General features: G+C 51.8%; 18 protein-coding genes. 6 read left to right on the top strand and 12 right to left on the bottom strand.

Translation table 11 applies throughout. The annotated features are described in order from the left end of the window. Positions 1 to 107: 107 nt before the first annotated feature. The 4 genes from FD30_RS09200 to FD30_RS09215 form a co-directional block, all read right to left on the bottom strand. Positions 108 to 755 (bottom strand): metal-dependent transcriptional regulator, encoded by a 648-nt coding sequence (locus FD30_RS09200; protein ID WP_024746847.1) that lies wholly within the window; start codon positions 753 to 755, stop codon positions 108 to 110. A 58-nt stretch (positions 756 to 813) separates the two neighbouring features. Continuing rightward, positions 814 to 1713: a cation diffusion facilitator family transporter gene (locus tag FD30_RS09205; RefSeq protein WP_056944780.1), complete on the bottom strand. Its 900-nt coding sequence runs from the start codon at positions 1711 to 1713 to the stop codon at positions 814 to 816. A 302-nt stretch (positions 1714 to 2015) separates the two neighbouring features. Further along, the gene (locus FD30_RS09210) at positions 2016 to 2582 is read right to left on the bottom strand and encodes a GNAT family N-acetyltransferase (RefSeq protein WP_056944781.1); all 567 of its coding nucleotides are present in this window, start codon (positions 2580 to 2582) and stop codon (positions 2016 to 2018) included. A 532-nt stretch (positions 2583 to 3114) separates the two neighbouring features. Beyond that, a complete protein-coding gene (locus FD30_RS09215) occupies positions 3115 to 3519 on the bottom strand; it encodes a MerR family transcriptional regulator (RefSeq protein WP_235803263.1) in 405 nt (134 codons plus the stop codon). Positions 3520 to 3762: 243 nt separating this feature from the next. On the opposite strand from FD30_RS09215, the gene FD30_RS09220 reads away from it, so the two are divergent. Both FD30_RS09220 and FD30_RS09225 read left to right on the top strand, forming a co-directional pair. Next, positions 3763 to 5256 carry an MDR family MFS transporter gene (locus FD30_RS09220; RefSeq protein WP_056944782.1) on the top strand — a complete coding sequence of 498 codons (1494 nt, stop codon included), beginning with the start codon at positions 3763 to 3765 and terminating at the stop codon, positions 5254 to 5256. Then, entirely contained in the window at positions 5253 to 5978 is a 726-nt protein-coding gene (locus FD30_RS09225) for a DUF4811 domain-containing protein (RefSeq protein WP_056944783.1), read from the top strand. The genes FD30_RS09220 and FD30_RS09225 overlap by 4 nt, the downstream gene beginning before the upstream one ends. A 168-nt stretch (positions 5979 to 6146) precedes the next feature. Here FD30_RS09225 and FD30_RS09230 read toward each other — a convergent pair whose 3' ends face one another. Beyond that, on the bottom strand, positions 6147 to 6383 hold the full coding sequence (locus FD30_RS09230) for a MerR family transcriptional regulator (protein ID WP_024746842.1): 237 nt from the start codon (positions 6381 to 6383) through the stop codon (positions 6147 to 6149). Positions 6384 to 6600: 217 nt separating this feature from the next. On the opposite strand from FD30_RS09230, the gene FD30_RS09235 reads away from it, so the two are divergent. Next, positions 6601 to 7305, top strand: coding sequence for an AzlC family ABC transporter permease (locus tag FD30_RS09235; RefSeq protein WP_056944784.1), 705 nt, complete (start codon positions 6601 to 6603; stop codon positions 7303 to 7305). Further along, on the top strand, positions 7296 to 7628 hold the full coding sequence (locus tag FD30_RS09240; RefSeq protein ID WP_056944785.1) for an AzlD domain-containing protein: 333 nt from the start codon (positions 7296 to 7298) through the stop codon (positions 7626 to 7628). Before FD30_RS09235 ends, FD30_RS09240 begins: the two co-directional genes overlap by 10 nt. A 400-nt stretch (positions 7629 to 8028) precedes the next feature. Here the strand turns inward: FD30_RS09240 and FD30_RS09245 are convergent, their stop codons facing one another. The 4 genes from FD30_RS09245 to FD30_RS09260 form a co-directional block, all read right to left on the bottom strand. Then, complete coding sequence (locus FD30_RS09245) at positions 8029 to 8433, bottom strand: hypothetical protein (protein ID WP_056944786.1); 405 nt, start codon at positions 8431 to 8433, stop codon at positions 8029 to 8031. Positions 8434 to 8526: 93 nt separating this feature from the next. Next, positions 8527 to 9063, bottom strand: coding sequence for a GNAT family N-acetyltransferase (locus FD30_RS09250; RefSeq protein ID WP_051413252.1), 537 nt, complete (start codon positions 9061 to 9063; stop codon positions 8527 to 8529). A gap of 233 nt (positions 9064 to 9296) precedes the next feature. After that, complete coding sequence (locus tag FD30_RS09255; protein ID WP_082604878.1) at positions 9297 to 10040, bottom strand: DUF1003 domain-containing protein; 744 nt, start codon at positions 10038 to 10040, stop codon at positions 9297 to 9299. Then, complete coding sequence (locus FD30_RS09260) at positions 10037 to 10942, bottom strand: RluA family pseudouridine synthase (RefSeq protein WP_056944787.1); 906 nt, start codon at positions 10940 to 10942, stop codon at positions 10037 to 10039. The genes FD30_RS09255 and FD30_RS09260 overlap by 4 nt, the downstream gene beginning before the upstream one ends. Positions 10943 to 11117: 175 nt before the next feature. Between FD30_RS09260 and FD30_RS09265 the strand changes: the two genes are divergently transcribed. Then, a complete protein-coding gene (locus FD30_RS09265) occupies positions 11118 to 11303 on the top strand; it encodes a hypothetical protein (RefSeq protein WP_024746835.1) in 186 nt (61 codons plus the stop codon). A 251-nt stretch (positions 11304 to 11554) separates the two neighbouring features. Then, the gene (locus tag FD30_RS09270; protein WP_056944788.1) at positions 11555 to 11800 is read left to right on the top strand and encodes a hypothetical protein; all 246 of its coding nucleotides are present in this window, start codon (positions 11555 to 11557) and stop codon (positions 11798 to 11800) included. Positions 11801 to 11943: 143 nt separating this feature from the next. Here FD30_RS09270 and araA read toward each other — a convergent pair whose 3' ends face one another. The 3 genes from araA to FD30_RS09285 are packed head-to-tail and all read right to left on the bottom strand — an operon-like array spanning position 11944 to position 15772. Continuing rightward, positions 11944 to 13368 (bottom strand): L-arabinose isomerase, encoded by a 1425-nt coding sequence (araA, locus tag FD30_RS09275; RefSeq protein ID WP_056944789.1) that lies wholly within the window; start codon positions 13366 to 13368, stop codon positions 11944 to 11946. A 47-nt stretch (positions 13369 to 13415) separates the two neighbouring features. Then, positions 13416 to 14144, bottom strand: coding sequence for an L-ribulose-5-phosphate 4-epimerase (locus FD30_RS09280; RefSeq protein ID WP_024746832.1), 729 nt, complete (start codon positions 14142 to 14144; stop codon positions 13416 to 13418). A gap of 23 nt (positions 14145 to 14167) precedes the next feature. After that, on the bottom strand, positions 14168 to 15772 hold the full coding sequence (locus FD30_RS09285; protein WP_056944790.1) for a xylulokinase: 1605 nt from the start codon (positions 15770 to 15772) through the stop codon (positions 14168 to 14170). Positions 15773 to 15799: the final 27 nt, after the last annotated feature.

Below are 15799 nucleotides of genomic sequence, written 5' to 3' on the forward strand. Positions count from 1 at the left end.
TATACGCCGGGACCGCTACGGGGAAAATAACGAATCCGTTAAAATCTGCCCCGTAGAACCCAAAAAAGCGTCCGAGAAGGCCTCTCGAACGCGGGTTAGCTGATCATTTACTTCACAAAAATATAGTGGGCAGCCTTGTAACTCACAATCAACTGCGCATCGTCCGTGAGGTTCTGCACCGTCACGGGGCCCTCGAATGGGTCGTGCTTCAAGACCTTTAATTGGTCCCCAATGTCGAGCTTCAAGTCGCCTAAGTAGGTCAATAGGTCGTGGTTATCGATAAACCGGTCGACCGTGACCACGTCACCATCCTTGGCATCGTTCAACACCGTGTGACTGTCCTCGTGGTAGTGTCCGGAACGGTCCGGAATAACGCCACCATGCGGGCAATGCGTGGGATGACCTAGCATGTCATCCAGCGCATCGATCAACTTGGGACTGGTCACATGTTCCAACACTTCAGCCTCATCGTGAACGTCGGGCAACGCGTAGCCTAGCTTCTCAATCAAGAAGTCTTCCCAGATTCGGTGTTTGCGCACCAGATCTTCCGCTAATCGAATACCCTTGCTAGTTAACGAGATACCCGCGTACGGGGTGTGTTCCGCGAGTCCTTCGGCGGCCATCTTGTTGACCATTTCGGTCACGGAGCCCGCCGCAATATTCAAACTAATGGCGATTTGCTTATTAGAAACCTTCTTTTGCCGACCGCCTAGTTCGAAAATAATCTTTAAATAGTCCTCCTTCATCGGAGTCATTCGTCGTTCACCTCATCTAAATCGTGTTTCTTACCATCAACGTGTTGGTAACCAAGGACTAGTCGTGCCGCCAATCATTTTGCTTATAAAAGAGGGATTCGTCCTTCCCCCGGTAGCACTCCGCCTGAATCGTGACGTGATTTACGTTGTACTTATGACACAACAGGGCCTCAATCTGCCGGTAGACCGGTTCAATCTGGCTTAACGGCAGGTCTTGCATGTTCACGTGGACCGAAAAAACCAAGTTGTTCTCGTCGATCTGCCAAGCGTGCAAATGATGAACGCCTTTGATCTCCGGCAGCGCACAAATATCATGAGCAATGGCGTCATAATCCAGCTTGGGCGCCCCTTCCATCAAGATGGCAAAGGTCTGCTTCACGATGGGCCACGATTCATAGACGATGTAGCCGGCCACCAAAATCGTAATCGTTGGGTCGACCCAGCTGATCTGCCAAACGGTGATCAGAATCGCCCCAATGATGACCCCGATGGAAGCCAATGCATCGCTCAAGAGGTGCAAGTAAGTCGCCCGAATGTTCAAGTTATGCTTCGCTCCGTGATTCAAGAGAATCGTCGACAGCAAGTTCGCTGCAAAACTGACGATTGCCACCAGCAACATCACGTCACCCTTGACCGGTTCCGGCGCTAATAGTCGGCGAACCGCCTCAACCGCCAAGATCACCGAAATCAGAATCAAAACGCCGGCATTCAAGAGCGCCGTCAAAATCTCGACCCGGCGATACCCAAACGTATTCTGCCGTGTCTGGCGCCGCCGACCAATGCGGTGGGCCACGTAACTCAAGACGACCGAAACGGCATCCCCCAAGTTATGAAAAGCGTCGGATAATAAGGAAAGGCTCCCCGATAGTAAGCCACCTAGCAACTCGAATACCGTAATCACGACATTCAGTACCGTCACTAATAGGAAGCGGCCACCTGCCAAACTTTTATTCTCCACTAGTCTCGCCTCCGTTACCAAACATGCCTCTATTATGACAGAGTTTAGGGCGAAAGAAAAGTCAGTGTTGGGGTTCCCTGAACCCGTTCCCCGTAAATCATAAAAAATGACGGTGGAGGCGGGAAACCAGCCCCACTTCTCCCCTAACGTTTAGGAGGAAAATCACTACGCTTCAGCCCACCCAGTCAGCTCGCACAAGCTAAAAAAGACAGCCTGCTCACAGAAAATTCCGCTTAGCAGGCTGTCTTTTGAATTGAATCACTTCATTATAAGTCCGGTTAGTTGGAAGCGCTTCGTCCCAACTAGGCCCAAGTTGGTTGGATCAGGTGTTCTGGCTTCACGTGTGCCGTTACCCGTTCATAGGCAAAGTCTTTAACCCCAGACATCTCTGGCCCCATCCCAGACAAGTCAATCTTTCCCGTCGGCGTAAAGCCGTTCTTCTTAATAATGTGTTGCATGGCCATATTTTGCGGATGCGTGTCGATCCGAATACTTTCGATGGTTTCGGCCTGATCAATCTGCGCAAATAACCGCTGGAATAATTCCCCAGCTAACCCGCGACCGTGATGGTGGGCCGATACTGCTACGCGATGAATCGCTAAGTACGGCGCCTGTTTGGTCAACCACTGACCTTCAATTTGTTGGTACGTTGGATCAACGCCAGGAATGATCGCGGCAGTGCCTAAGATCTCCTGGTCTTCCTCCAGCACGACCGTCCACCCCTGGTGAATGTCGTCGACTAAGACCGCCGTGTTGGGATAAGTTCCCTGCCATTGGTCGATTTCCTGAGCCGCCAAGAGTTGCCGGCCGTCCCGAATAATTGCTTCAATTTGTGGCAAATCCGCCATCGTAGCTTGTCGTAACAGCATGTGTAACACCATCCTTCATGTGATTGATTTAAACGATTTAGCAATCTTAACACGTTCGATTGAAAAAACAAGCCATTGAAATCAACTTTTTTCGGGCTAATCGTTCAAACTAACCAAAAGTAAGGAATATCAAGGGATAGCGGTTCACATGCTTTTCTCATTTTATGGGTTATTTTTCATTTAACGGGCCATCCCGCCATAGAAAAAGCCCCTCCCGAAGAACCTTCTAAACTTCGAGAGGAGCCTATGGCGGCAACCGATGGCGAGTCGAAAATCAAAGCAAGTTAATTTTCAAAAACACGTCATTTCAGTTACGATCGCTTACGTTAGCCTATGACTAGCGTAGTCCAAGCGCAAGTATACGCGCTATTACATATGGTTATTCGCCTAGTTACAACACGTTAAACAACATGATTGACTGCTAATCCAGCCAGAAGATCGATCAGCATCGAAGGTCTTTACTGCCACCGACTGAACTCCGCCATAACTTTAGCCTACCATTCTCGTCGCCGTTGCACAACGAAAAGGGCCCCTATTTAGCCGGATCCAAGCGAAATCGCCAACTGTTATCCTGGCGATACGCTACCAGGTGATAAGCCGGTTCCGGGTCAAAGATTCCCAGATCGATTGTCTCCTGGTGGTCATCGGCCGTCAGCCGAATGAACCGCTGTTCGAAGAAGGAGTGTAAGACCTCCGCGTAAACACCGCGCTTACGGGCCCGGGCAACGGCACTGCTCAACGTATACCCTTGGTCGAGAAACTGTTTGATCTGCTTGACCTGAATCACAGTTTTATAGGAGAACTTGCGGTTGCCCCCCTCCGTTAATTCTGAACTTTGGATATACCCCTTACGTTCCCAGTACCGCAGCTGACTGGTCGAGACCCCCGTGACCCGGGCAACATCCCCGATTCCCAGGATCATTTCATCAATTGGCACTTTTTTTAAAAAATTAGCAACATCGTTTTCTAACACGGCGACCACCTTAGTCCTTTAATTGGCCAACACCCAGCTTATCCGGATGAAAGCACTTGTGAATCTTGTAAAATTATTTCATCTTATTGTTTACTTTTCTCCAAACAGTATATATTTTCTAAAACGGTTGTCAAGCTAGTTGACAAAGGAGCTCAATCTGCGTATATTTGTTCCAGAAATAATTTTTAGGATAAAGAGGGAATTAATTTGGGAAAAGCAATTGATACCAACGGTAAGTCCTATAACCGGGGCTTACTGGTGGCGCTTCTATTGATTGGAAGTTTTTGTACCGTCTTAAACCAAACGATTCTGTCGACCGCCTTTCCAACCTTAATGAAGGCTTTCGACGTTTCGACATCTACTGTTCAATGGTTGACCACGGGGTTCTTGTTGGTCAACGGGATCATGATCCCCATCAGCGCTTGGCTGATCAACAGTATCAGTTCTAAGTGGCTTTATATCGGGGCCATGACCATCTTCTTAGCCGGGACCATCATCTGCTGGTCCGCCATCAACTTCCCGATGATGTTAATCGGGCGGTTGATTCAGGCCGTGGGGGTCGGAATCTCGATGCCGCTCCTGCAAACCATGATGCTAACGATCTTCCCCGCCAACAAACGGGGAACGGCCATGGGACTAGCCGGAATCGTTGTCGGTTTAGCCCCAGCGATTGGCCCGACCCTGTCTGGGTGGGTCATCGATAACGCAACTTGGCGGGACTTATTCGGGATGATCATCCCCATCGTCGCCGTCGTGATCATTGCCAGCTTCTGGATCATGCGTAGTGTTCTGGAAACTGAAAAGTCACCGTTAGACTTCCTGTCCGTCTTACTCTCTACGATTGGGTTCGGGAGCATGCTGTACGGCTTCTCCTCCGTCGGGGACAACGGCTGGGGCAGCACCAAGGTCCTCTCGACGCTGATTGTCGGGGTCATCTTCGTTGCCCTGTTTATCTGGCGGCAACTCAAGATGGACGACCCATTCCTGAACTTCCGGGTCTACAAGTCTAAGGAGTTCACGGTCTCTGCCATCCTGAGTTCCGTGGTCATGATGGCCATGGTCGGGGTCGAAATGGTTATTCCGCTGTACCTACAAATGGTCAAGGGAATGTCGGCCTTCCACTCCGGGTTGACCCTCTTAGCGGGAGCCCTAATGATGGGGATTATGAGTCCCATTACCGGACGCGCATTTGACCGCTTCGGCGCCAAGCGTCTGGCTTTAATGGGGATGTTCCTCTTAACGGCCGGGACGTTACCGTTTGCCTGGCTGACTAAGGATTCAGCCACCATGTACATCGTGGTCCTCTACGCCATTCGGATGTTCGGGATTGCCATGGTCATGATGCCTGCAACCACTGCCGGGATGAACGCCTTACCCATGAACTTAATCAGCCACGGGACGGCGGTCAACAACACCCAACGGCAAGTCGCCAGTTCCGTGGGGACGGCGCTGCTGGTCAGTGTCTTGACTAACGTGACTAAGAACCAGATGCCAGCTAAGCACCTCTTGACCACGAATCCATTGGCTTACGCCGATCACGCAATCAACGCGACTCTGTCGGGGTACCACGCTGCTTTCTGGATCGCCATCGGCTTCAGTGTCGTCGCTTTAATTGTGGCGATGTTCTTAAAGGGCAGCAACCACTCCACTCACGTTGCTGATAGTGAACCGGCAATGGCTAAAGGAGGTGCCGCAGAATGATTGTGATTCTTTTAATCTTAGCGGTCATCGGAGCTTTCGTCTGCTACGTCTACATGTCCAACCGCGTACTCAGTAACCTGATCACCCTAGGCTTGATTCTGGTCATGGGTGTCAGTGGCGTCTTCATCGTGAAGAATGACCGCGACCACTATGGCCTGCATAACGTCACCACCACTACGACTCAGACCATCTACTCGGCCTCTCCTTCCAAGCAGATGCCCATGATGATCTACCAATCACTGGGAACTGCTGATAAGCACCGGGTCTACGTCTACAAGACCAGCGCCAACGCGAAAAAGACGCACCACACGACGGCTAAGGTCACCACGACCAACACGGTCAAACGGACCACGGGTAAGAACCGGATTGTGACCCAAAAGACTTACCGGGAATACCAGTCGAAAGCCTACAAGTTCTGGTTCGGCCTGGCCGATAACGGTCACCAATACGTCAAGGAACACAATACGATCTACCTGAACCGGAATTGGACGGTCCTCAGTACCCAACAGGCCAAGCAACTGCAAAAGAAGGCGCAGTCTAAGACCTACCAGGCCCAACAAAAGAAGGCCGCCAAAGCCTATGTTCAAAAGCAAGTGATGGCTGCCATGACTAAGGATCCGACCATGAGTGCCGCTCAACGGCAAAAGGTCATCCAACAAGCCACGGCCGCGTACCAAGCGCAAGCCATGCAACAACTGATTACCCAAATTAAACAAGGCTAACCCAGCATTTAACGGGTTAACGACGAAAAGGCGGGTCCCCCATCAACTTCTGGGGGACCCGCCTTTTCCTGTATCCTTAGTGATCGACCGCAATGCATGCGGCTTAGAAGCCAAAAAAATAGCGGAGGCCTATCGCCTGCCGCTAATCATCTTCTTGGTTTGAGTCAGCTAGACCTGAGTCATCTTGGCCTGGGCTTGCCGACAACGCGGCATTAAGCCGGATAAGTCACTCAAAGACGTGCCGTTATCCTGAAAGCATTGAATCATATCGATCCAATACAGATCGGAGTCATCGAATTCCGTTGCCGAGTGGTCGGTCCCCAATAATCCGTTCTTGACGTACTCCTCTACGCGCTGCTTGTCAACGTGCGCTGATTGCGCCAATTCAGTTAAGTTCATCTTCATCGTCACTACCCCACTTTCTTTACTGCTTTTTTATCAATGAGAGTATCATACAACCGCTATTTTGAAAAAGCAACCCTTCCACGCTAACTTTTTTTACCAATTTTTTACACTAATTTTGGCAGGAGTCTTTACCCCCATTTAGGGTAAGCGTAGACTAGTTTTTAACCCATTAGTAATGGACTAAATTGACCATTTCTTTACGAAAGGAGTCCTGCCTATGACCCCAGACCTCACGTTTCGGGCTGTCCTGAAAGACGTCCTGCCCACCGTCTTCGGTTACATCGGTGTGGGCCTAGCCTTCGGGATCGTTGCCCACACCAGCCACCTCAGCCTTCTGATGGTGGCCGCGCTGTCCTTTATCGTCTACGCCGGGTCGGCTCAGTTCATCATCACTAGTATGCTCCTGGCCGGGAATCCGCTATCCGCCATTATTTTTTCCACGTTTTTGGTTAATTCCCGGATGATCCTTATGAGCACCAGCCTCGCGCGCTACTTCCGCCACGAATCCTTAGGCAAGAACCTGATGCTGGGTGCGCTGGTCACCGACGAGACCTTCGCTTTAGCCATGAACAAGCAGAACCACACTCAGGGGCGGTTAAGCTACGCTTGGCAGAACGCGGCGAACTGGGTCGCCTACTTAGTCTGGGGCGGTTCGACCATCATCGGGGCCATCCTAGGTGGTTTGATTCCCAACCCCGACCAGTTCGGCTTTGACTTCGCCCTGACCGCCATGTTCATCGGCCTGGTCTACCTCCAATTGATCAGTGACCGCCACCTGGGAATGACCCGCCAACTCCTGGTGATGGCTTGTGTGGCCTTAAGTTATTATCTCATGATTCGGGTTCTCGACGCCAACTTATCGCTCTTGGGGGCCACGATTGTGGGCTGTTTGTTCGGAATGGAGATGAAGCGATGTCATTGACCTTAACGGAACTCTGGGTCGTCTTGGGATGTGGCGCCGTCACGTTACTGTCCCGGGTCCTCCCTTTCGCCCTTTTGAAAAAATTTAAGCTCCCCGCCGGCGTGATCGATTTTCTGACTTTTGTCCCCATCGCCATCATGACCGCGCTGTGCTGTCAGAACCTCTTCGTCGCCCATCCGGGACACTGGGCGACCCTCAACCTCGCCAACTGCTACGCCGCGATTCCCGCAACGTTAGCCGGCATCCTTACCAAGAGCTTATTGGCCGTGGTGGTCGTGGGCATCATGGCCATGGCGGTCTTGCGATACTTCCAGATTGGTTAGTCACCTGGCCCACTGACCGTTGAATCGCTTAACTGATCGTTTGGAGTGGCACAAAAAGCGGAGCTGGCTGCCTTTGGTCGCAGATTTCAGCACCGTAGCGTTATCGTTAAGCATGCAAAAGGCGTCTGGACGTTTGTCCAGACGCCTTTCCTACGTTTAGCCAAGGAGCAGACTGTAGCAGTCCCCCCAAACAGTGTTTCCTAATGTTTGAACAACATGTGTGCCTGCTAAAACCCAATAATCAGGCAAGCCCCATTAGGTTTCGAATCAACAATACGCTTGGGGACCACGGCCTGTTGGTAAATCGTGTTCCGATATGGTTACACGACTGTAAGCCGAGCGGACGGCCAGACAAGGCAGATGACCGTCACGACTACTTTGGTTAGCATGTTTTAACGGACTAGTCTTCGCTGTCGACCATCCGCCAGTTGCCTTCATCGGCCCGCGAGATATCGTTCAAGAACTTCAGAACCCGCTTGGCCCGGTCCGGTTGTTGGGCGTTCAACACGTTCAAGCCTTCCCCCGTAATCATGGGCGCACTCAAGCGGAAGTTCTGTTCATCCTGTTCACCGGTCGCAAACGCCACCACGGTCTCTCCCGACTCGATCTGCGTGGTCAAGAAGAACATGGTAAAGTCATCGTCTGCCGTCATGTAAGCTGGCATGGCCCAGATATCCGGCGCAATCTCCTGCATCTCCCCGTCTAGGAACTTAAACTCCTTGTGGTTCGCTTGCGTTACCGGTTGCTTCAGCACCAACATCATCTTGGCAAATTCATCATCGCCTAATTGTAACTGGTCTTTCATGGTCGTTTTTCCTCCTTATGACGCTCCAGGCGTCCATCAGATGACAGCTAAAAAGGCGCCACGGTCAGTCGCCGAGCGCCTTCACGTTTAAAGTTAGTTCATCACACTGATTGGCTTACCAATCTCGAGTTGCATATGGTCATAGACGTGGTCCCCAATCATCTGGGTCCCCGTAACCTGGTAACCCATCCGGTCATACAGGCGAAAAGCGCCCGGGTTCTCCCGGTCGACGTTCAACCCAATGACCGCTTGACGATCACGCCGGGCGTAGTACGGCAGAGCTTGTAACAACTGCCGACCAATCCCGTGACCTTGATAGTTCGGATCCACTGCCAGGGAGTCCAAGTACCACTCACCTGCGCTGGTTTCGGATTCCGCTTCGTACGGTTCGTCAAAAGCCGCACTCTGCGCGGTCAGATCTGCCATCACATCATCTACGATCTCTTCTCGTTCTCCAGGATAGCCAAAGGCCACCCCCACGACTTGGCCATCGGCCTCGGCCACCACCGTGGTTGCCGCACCGGACAGGTATGTCGGGTTGCGGTACGCCGCCGTGATGACCTTCAGTAAGTCGGGGCCCGGAACGTCTTCCAGGTCGGTCAGAGCCATTTCATCATAGATCAAGTTCATCAGTGGCGCTATCTGAGGGGCGTCCACCGGTTGAGCTTCACGAATTATCACAAAAAATCCTCCATTTCTCTAGTTCCATCACTAGATTAACGGAGGATTAAAGAATTGTCAACGGATTTGCCAAGTCACGCTTAGTGCCCTAATCTACCAGCTGCTCGGTGACCGCAGAGTAGGCCAACTAAGAACAGGGTGCTCGCTGTAATCCAAGTACGCATCGTGGGACTCCCTTCGTGTTACCGTGCTGGTGGCGTCTTCTGCGCCGCCTCTCGTAATTCCGCAAGTTCTTGGCGAATCTCACCTAGAATTTCCAATTGGAAGCGTTCAACTTCCATGGTGTGGGGCACCTGGTTCTGCGCCAGATGGTCCACTTTCGCATGGAGTAATCGTAGTTCGTGTTCGGACTTCAGGTTCACGTGATAGTCGTTTTCGGCCATCATCCGGTCCCGGTCCGCCGAGCGGTTCTGGCTCATCATAATGATGGGCGCCTGAATCGCGGCCACACAGCTAAGTACTAAATTTAACAGAATGTAGGGGTAGTTGTCAAAGTTCACCCCAAAGAGGTGCAACCCGTTGACCAGCATCCACCCTAGTAGCACGAACATAAAAATGAAGATAAAGCCCCAAGAACCGCCAAAGCGGGCTACATCGTCGGAAACCTTCTGACCAAACGTCAGGTTATCCGATAAGACTTCGTTCACATCAATAATATCGTAATCATCGCTCTGCAAGGCCCGCGTCAACTTCTGGTTGATTTTCTTAGTTTGTTTGAGATCCGCATTGATCATCGCATCCACCCGCTCCAAGCGGTACTTCAAGAGGTGGTGTCCACAGATATAGTCCGTGGTCTTCGCCCGCGGATGGTCCCGCTTGATGCGATTCCGCAAGTCCGTCTCCAACTCTGCGAGCTGTAAGGCGGATTCCAAAGAGATGGTTTCCCCATCTACCAAACACGTCACGTCACTCATGGTTTCTGTCATGCCTGTTGCCCTCCTGTCGTCTGCTCTAGCTTAGTGACCAACTGCTGCCAATCGGTCGGAACGGGACTGGTAAAGTGCCGCTCTTGGCCGCCAAAGGGATCCGTAAATTGCAGGCTGGCTGCGTGGAGCGCCTGTCGTTGCATCCCCGCAACTTCCGGACCATCGTAAAGGGCGTCACCAATCAGCGGATACCCTAACCACGCGAAGTGCGCCCGAATCTGGTGCGTCCGTCCCGTGTGCAGTTGAACCTTCACGACCGTGGCCTGAGGAAACCGTTGTTGCACCCAATACTCCGTCTTAGCGGGCTTTCCCGCTGGTGAGACCATCTGGTTATACCCGGTAGGATCCGAGGCTAAGGGTTGGTCGATCAGGCCATGGTCGGCGGGCAACTGCCCACTGACCACCGCCAAGTATCGCTTCTGCACGGCGTGTTGCGCTTGAAGCTGGCTGGCCAGACTATTGGCCAACCGGTGCCGGGCGACCCAGACCAGTCCACTGGTGAAGCGGTCCAGCCGGGTCACAATGTGGGGCACTTGATTCTCCGCCCCCTCAGCAATCAAGTAGCCCTTGATGCGATTGACCAAGGTATCCGTCCGGTTCGCCGGTCCCGGAACCACGTTCAGTCCGGCCGGCTTATCGATCACCAACCAATCCCGGTTCTGGAAAAGAACCGTAATAGGCTCAGAACTCACGGCCACTGCCGGGTCAGCTGTTTCAGCGGGAAGGGACACCATGACCTGATCACCCACGTGGAGTGCCACAGCCGGCGTCTCGACTTGTCCGTTGACGCGAATAATACCCTGTCGTTTGAGGTCATTAAAGACCCGGTGGCTGACCCCCTGTTGTGCTAAAAATCGCTTCAAGCTGGTCACCGGTGTCGTGACCGACCAAGTTAAGTCCATGGTAGTTGCTTCCTTTCTTCCGTCATCTGGACGCCGGGCAATCGCGACGATGACGTTCCGTTACCCAGCGCTCCCTATATGAGTTTTATTTTAACATATTGTTTAAACCCAGGGTCACATCCCCCACTTTCCCGGCAAAACTGGTTATAATAGAAGAAATAAAGGGGGAGTTATGATGTTAGCCAAGAACATGATGACGGGGACACTCATCGCGGTTATCGGCATCTGCTTGTTAATTTTTATGTTGGTTCAAGTCCTACCTAAGACCAAGACGGATCATGACGGACACGTCTTGACCCTGATCTATTCAGTGGTGGCCTTAGGAATCGTCGCAATGGGCGGCTGGATTTTTATGGCGTAACACTTGTATCGAGTTTGAAACCAAGGTAGCTAGTCAACCCGATATCGTGACAGCATCGAAGAAGTCTGGACACTTTGTCCGGGCTCTTTTTTTAACCATTCATCCGGTCATTAATTCCTTTATGCCCCCAACGCAGAATATGACCAGCTTTGCTTTCCCTTTTGCAACGGCTAGGATGAAACTCTGGTATTCCTTTCTCCGTCCTCGTATGATGAAGATAATTCATTTTACTTAGAAAGGTGGGTCACCCTATGCCCCAATTTCTCTTGATTCTACTCCTTTTAATGGCTTACGCCCTATTACAAACGCTAATTGACGACTTTCGGGTCGACTATCCCCACTTCTTCGCTCACGCTTGGATCACTCCCGGGATTTTCCTAGCCTTCTCCACGTACGGGATCCTAATCATCTACGGTTGGCATCTCTGGTCGGTGGTCGTCTTGCTGCTGCTCAACTTAGCCGTCGATGGGACCATCTTTCACCGTCGTCAGTCGTAACCGTTTTCTACATATTATATCCTCATTTTTCAGTCACCTAACGCACTACGCAAAACAGGCAGGAAGCTCCCCACACGAGAGTTTCCTGCCTGTTTGATTAGCGTTTTATCGGCGACCCGGACGGCCACTGCTGGCAACTAAAGCTACTTGATGAACGCCTTGTTCATGTTCATCATCGTCGCAAAGTCTTCCATTTGTTCTTCCGTCAAGGAGAAGGACAGCATGGTGTGGTGACCACCACCGGCCTGCATCCAAGCTAAGGCGCCTTGCTTCAAACCAACCTTTGGCGTCCAGAGTTGCTTAGCAACTGGCAGCTTAGGCGTTTCAGCTTCTGGCTTGTGGGCGTCAACGGCGTAACCGATCATCTTAAAGTTGTCCCGGAAGTCTGAAACCGTCACATCAATAGCGTCACCTTCAGAACCCGTGAAGACCAACCGTGCTGGGTCCGCCTTACCACCAATGTCCAATGGGTGAACTTCAACCCGTGGCTTGTCACTGGCAATCGATGGGTCAACTTCCAACATGTGTGACCCTAAGATGGCTTCGTGGCCCTTCCGAAGGTCCAGCGTGTAGTCTTCCATGAAGGCCGTTTGCTTGTTGTGGGACATGATCTTCATGACCCGACCCAAGGCAGCCGTCTTCCAGTCACCTTCAGCACCGAAGCCGTAGCCGTCGCGAATCAAGAGTTGGGCAGCTAAGCCAGGTAATTGTTCCATACCGTAGAGGTCTTCGAAGTTGGTGGTGAAGGCCGTGTAACCGCCCTTTTCCAAGAACCGCTTGATCCCTAAGTATTGGGCTAATTGAACGCGAACGGAGTGCTTGTAAGTTTCCGCATCGTTGTCGCCTTGAACCATTTCATAACGGGATTCCAAGTCAGCGTATTCCTTGTCCACGTCGGCATCGGAGACCGCGTTGATTTCCTTAACCAGGTCACCAATTCCGTAGTAGTCGACCGTCCAGCCCATTTGAATCTGTGCTTGGACCTTGTCGCCTTCCGTAACGGCCACGTTCCGCATGGTGTCACCAAAGCGGGCAACCTTAACCTTGAAGCTTTCGTTGTAAGCAACGGCAACGTCTTCCCAACGTGCAATCTGTTCTTGCACGTCTTCGTCACCCCAGTAGCCGTAAACGATCTTGTTGTTCTTCTTCAACCGGGCGTTGATGTAGGCGTATTCGCGGTCACCATGGGCACTTTGGTTCAAGTTCATGTAATCAAAGTCAATGGTGTCGTAAGGGATGTTGTTTAAGTATTGCGTTGCTAAGTGCAACAATGGCTTCTGCAACAGTTCGGTCCCCCGGATCCAGTTCTTAGCTGGGGAGAACGTGTGCATCCAAGTAATCACACCGGCAACCTTGTCGTTGTAGTTAACTTCCTTCATGAACTTGGTAATGCCATCGGCCGTGGTCATGACGTCTTTGAAGACCACCTTGTAAGGCAACTTGCCGCTAGCGTTTAACTTGTCGGCAATGTCCTGGGCATCCTTAGCAACGGACTTTAATTGTTCTTCACCATACAGGTGTTGTGAACCGGTAACAAACCAAAACTCGTAATCTGGAACTGATAACATAACAGAAACACTCCTTTTAAAAAGTTGTTAGATTGATTGAATTGAAACTACTCGCGCGCAGCGTGATCCTTAGACTTCGCATTGTTTTGACCGTAGTAGGCGTTGGCCCCATGCTTCCGGTAGTAGTGCTTATCCAAGAGGTACTGTGGCAACTCGGAGTTTGCCCGAGTCAACTGGAGGGTGTGGTAATCCTCACCCGCAACGACTTCCAACACCTTAGCGTTGTAGACCGCCTTGGCTGGCGTCGGACCCCAAGCGAAGGGACCGTGTTGGCTGACTAGCGCTGCTGGCGTGGCTTCGTAATCCAAGCCCCGTTCCTTGAAGGTCTTCACGATGGTCTTCCCCGTGTTCCCTTCGTAGTCGGATTCGATTTCTTCCTTAGTCAACGCATCCGCAGCGGGAACGTCTGTGAAGAACGTGTCCGCGTGCGTGGTGTTCATGGCTGGGATGTCCATCTTAGCCGCCGCAAAGGATACGGCCCAAGGTGAGTGGGTGTGAACGATACCCCCGATATTCGGGAAGGCATTGTACAGCACCGTGTGGGTTGGCGTATCGCTGGAAGGGTTCATGTCCCCTTCAACGACTTCACCCTTCAAGTTCACCACGACCATGTCGCTAGGCTTCAAGTCGTCGTAGTCGACCCCGGAAGGCTTGATAACGAACAAGCCCCGGTCACGGTCGATACCGGAAACGTTCCCCCAAGTGAACGTAACCAGATCTAATTTCGGTAATTGCATGTTGGCATCGTAAACCTCTGCCTTTAATTTCTCTAACATTCTTTCGAAATCTCCTTTGCTGATTAATCGGCTAAGCGGTCAACCGCTTGTCCTTCGATGGCTAATCCTTGCTTGTAGTTGGCGATAAAGGCGTTAGACCCCTTAACACCCGCTGGGTCCGGCGCTAGCGTCGTACTCTCAGGATCCGCAAAGACTTGCTTATCCAAGTAGTCTTCCAGCGTCTCACCGGCGGCTTTGTTCTGAACGTAGAAGCCCAGAACCGCCATCCCCCATGGACCACCCTCACTAGCGGTACTCATGACCGTGATCGGCGTGTTCAGGGAATCGGCTAAGACCTGTTGCCCCACCTTAGGCGTCCGGAACAACCCACCTTGAGCGATCAAGGAATCTAGGTGGATGTGTTCTTCGTTAGCCAAGATGTCCATCCCAATCTTCAGAGGGGCAAAGGCCGCGTACAACTGGGTCTTCACGAAGTTGGCCAAGTTAAAGTGGCTGTTCGGCGTGCGGACAAAGAGTGGCCGGCCCGCCGTCATCTTGGTGATGTTCTCACCAGATAAGTAACTGTAGTTCAGCAACCCACCGGCGTCGGCATCCCCTTCCGTTGACTTGTTGAACAGGGCACCGTAGAGTTCATCCGGCTTCAACTCAACACCAATACTCTGAGCGAATTCCTTAAAGAGGTTGACCCACGCATTGATGTCTGATGAACAGTTGTTGGTGTGGACCATGGCAACGGGTAACCCCGTTGGCGTAGTCACTAGGTCGATATCGCGGTGAACCGCCTTCATCGGTTGGTCCAAGACCACCATGGAGAAGGCTGAGGTCCCAGCCGAGATGTTCCCGGTCCGTTCCCGCACCGCGTTGGTCCCGACCATTCCAGTTCCAGCGTCCCCTTCAGGTGGGGCCATCACACTACCGGCCGTCAAGTTGCCCTTAGGGTCCAATAACTTGGCCCCATCAGTGGTCAACTGACCAGCAGCTTCGCCCGCCACCTTAACGGCAGGTAAGATATCTTGGATGTCCCAGAGGTATTGGCGAACCGCCTTCAAGCCCCGGAACTGTTCTAAAAAGTCGTGCCGGTAAGTCTTGGTCTCGCTGTCAATTGGGAAGATCCCGGAGGCGTCCCCGATACCGACGACCTTTTCGCCGGATAATTGCCAGTGAACGTAACCCGCTAACGTGGTCATGAAGGAAACGTCCTTCACGTGATCTTCTTGATTCAAGATGGCTTGGTATAAGTGCGCAATACTCCAGCGTTGTGGGATGTTGAAATCGAACAACTTGGTCAGGTCATCAGCGGCCTGTTCCGTGATGTTGTTCCGCCAAGTTCGGAATGGAACCAGTAACTGGTCGTCTTGGTTGAAGGCCATGTAGCCGTGCATCATCGCACTGACCCCAATCGAACCAATCTTAGTCAAGGTCACGCCGTATCGGTCGTGTACTTCCGTAGCCATAGCTTGGTAACTGGCTTGGATGCCCGTCCAGACCTTCTCTAAGGAGTAAGTCCACACGCCATCCTTTAATTCGTTTTCCCATACGTAGCTGCCGGCTGCGATGGTCTTAAAATCAGGTGTTACTAAGACTGCTTTGATCCGCGTAGAACCTAATTCGATTCCCAGGGATATGTTACCGCTTTCAACGGCTTGAGCAATTTCTTCCGCACTCATCTGCTTAACCCTCCCGAACACATATCG

The sequence above is a fragment of the Levilactobacillus namurensis DSM 19117 genome, from assembly GCF_001434785.1.
GTDB classification, from domain to species: Bacteria; Bacillota; Bacilli; order Lactobacillales; family Lactobacillaceae; genus Levilactobacillus; species Levilactobacillus namurensis.

Excerpts from the sequence above, each read along its gene's own strand:
- FD30_RS09200 (WP_024746847.1), bottom strand. The coding sequence starts at position 755 with ATGACTCCGATGAAGGAGGACTATTTAAAGATTATTTTCGAACTAGGC.
- FD30_RS09210 (WP_056944781.1), bottom strand. The coding sequence starts at position 2,582 with ATGCTGTTACGACAAGCTACGATGGCGGATTTGCCACAAATTGAAGCA.
- FD30_RS09225 (WP_056944783.1), top strand. The coding sequence starts at position 5,253 with ATGATTGTGATTCTTTTAATCTTAGCGGTCATCGGAGCTTTCGTCTGC.
- FD30_RS09230 (WP_024746842.1), bottom strand. The coding sequence starts at position 6,383 with ATGAAGATGAACTTAACTGAATTGGCGCAATCAGCGCACGTTGACAAG.
- FD30_RS09235 (WP_056944784.1), top strand. The coding sequence starts at position 6,601 with ATGACCCCAGACCTCACGTTTCGGGCTGTCCTGAAAGACGTCCTGCCC.
- FD30_RS09240 (WP_056944785.1), top strand. The coding sequence starts at position 7,296 with ATGTCATTGACCTTAACGGAACTCTGGGTCGTCTTGGGATGTGGCGCC.
- FD30_RS09245 (WP_056944786.1), bottom strand. The coding sequence starts at position 8,433 with ATGAAAGACCAGTTACAATTAGGCGATGATGAATTTGCCAAGATGATG.
- FD30_RS09250 (WP_051413252.1), bottom strand. The coding sequence starts at position 9,063 with ATGAACTTGATCTATGATGAAATGGCTCTGACCGACCTGGAAGACGTT.
- FD30_RS09255 (WP_082604878.1), bottom strand. The coding sequence starts at position 10,040 with ATGACAGAAACCATGAGTGACGTGACGTGTTTGGTAGATGGGGAAACC.
- FD30_RS09260 (WP_056944787.1), bottom strand. The coding sequence starts at position 10,942 with ATGGACTTAACTTGGTCGGTCACGACACCGGTGACCAGCTTGAAGCGA.
- FD30_RS09265 (WP_024746835.1), top strand. The coding sequence starts at position 11,118 with ATGTTAGCCAAGAACATGATGACGGGGACACTCATCGCGGTTATCGGC.
- FD30_RS09270 (WP_056944788.1), top strand. The coding sequence starts at position 11,555 with ATGCCCCAATTTCTCTTGATTCTACTCCTTTTAATGGCTTACGCCCTA.
- araA (WP_056944789.1), bottom strand. The coding sequence starts at position 13,368 with ATGTTATCAGTTCCAGATTACGAGTTTTGGTTTGTTACCGGTTCACAA.
- FD30_RS09280 (WP_024746832.1), bottom strand. The coding sequence starts at position 14,144 with ATGTTAGAGAAATTAAAGGCAGAGGTTTACGATGCCAACATGCAATTA.
- FD30_RS09285 (WP_056944790.1), bottom strand. The coding sequence starts at position 15,772 with ATGAGTGCGGAAGAAATTGCTCAAGCCGTTGAAAGCGGTAACATATCC.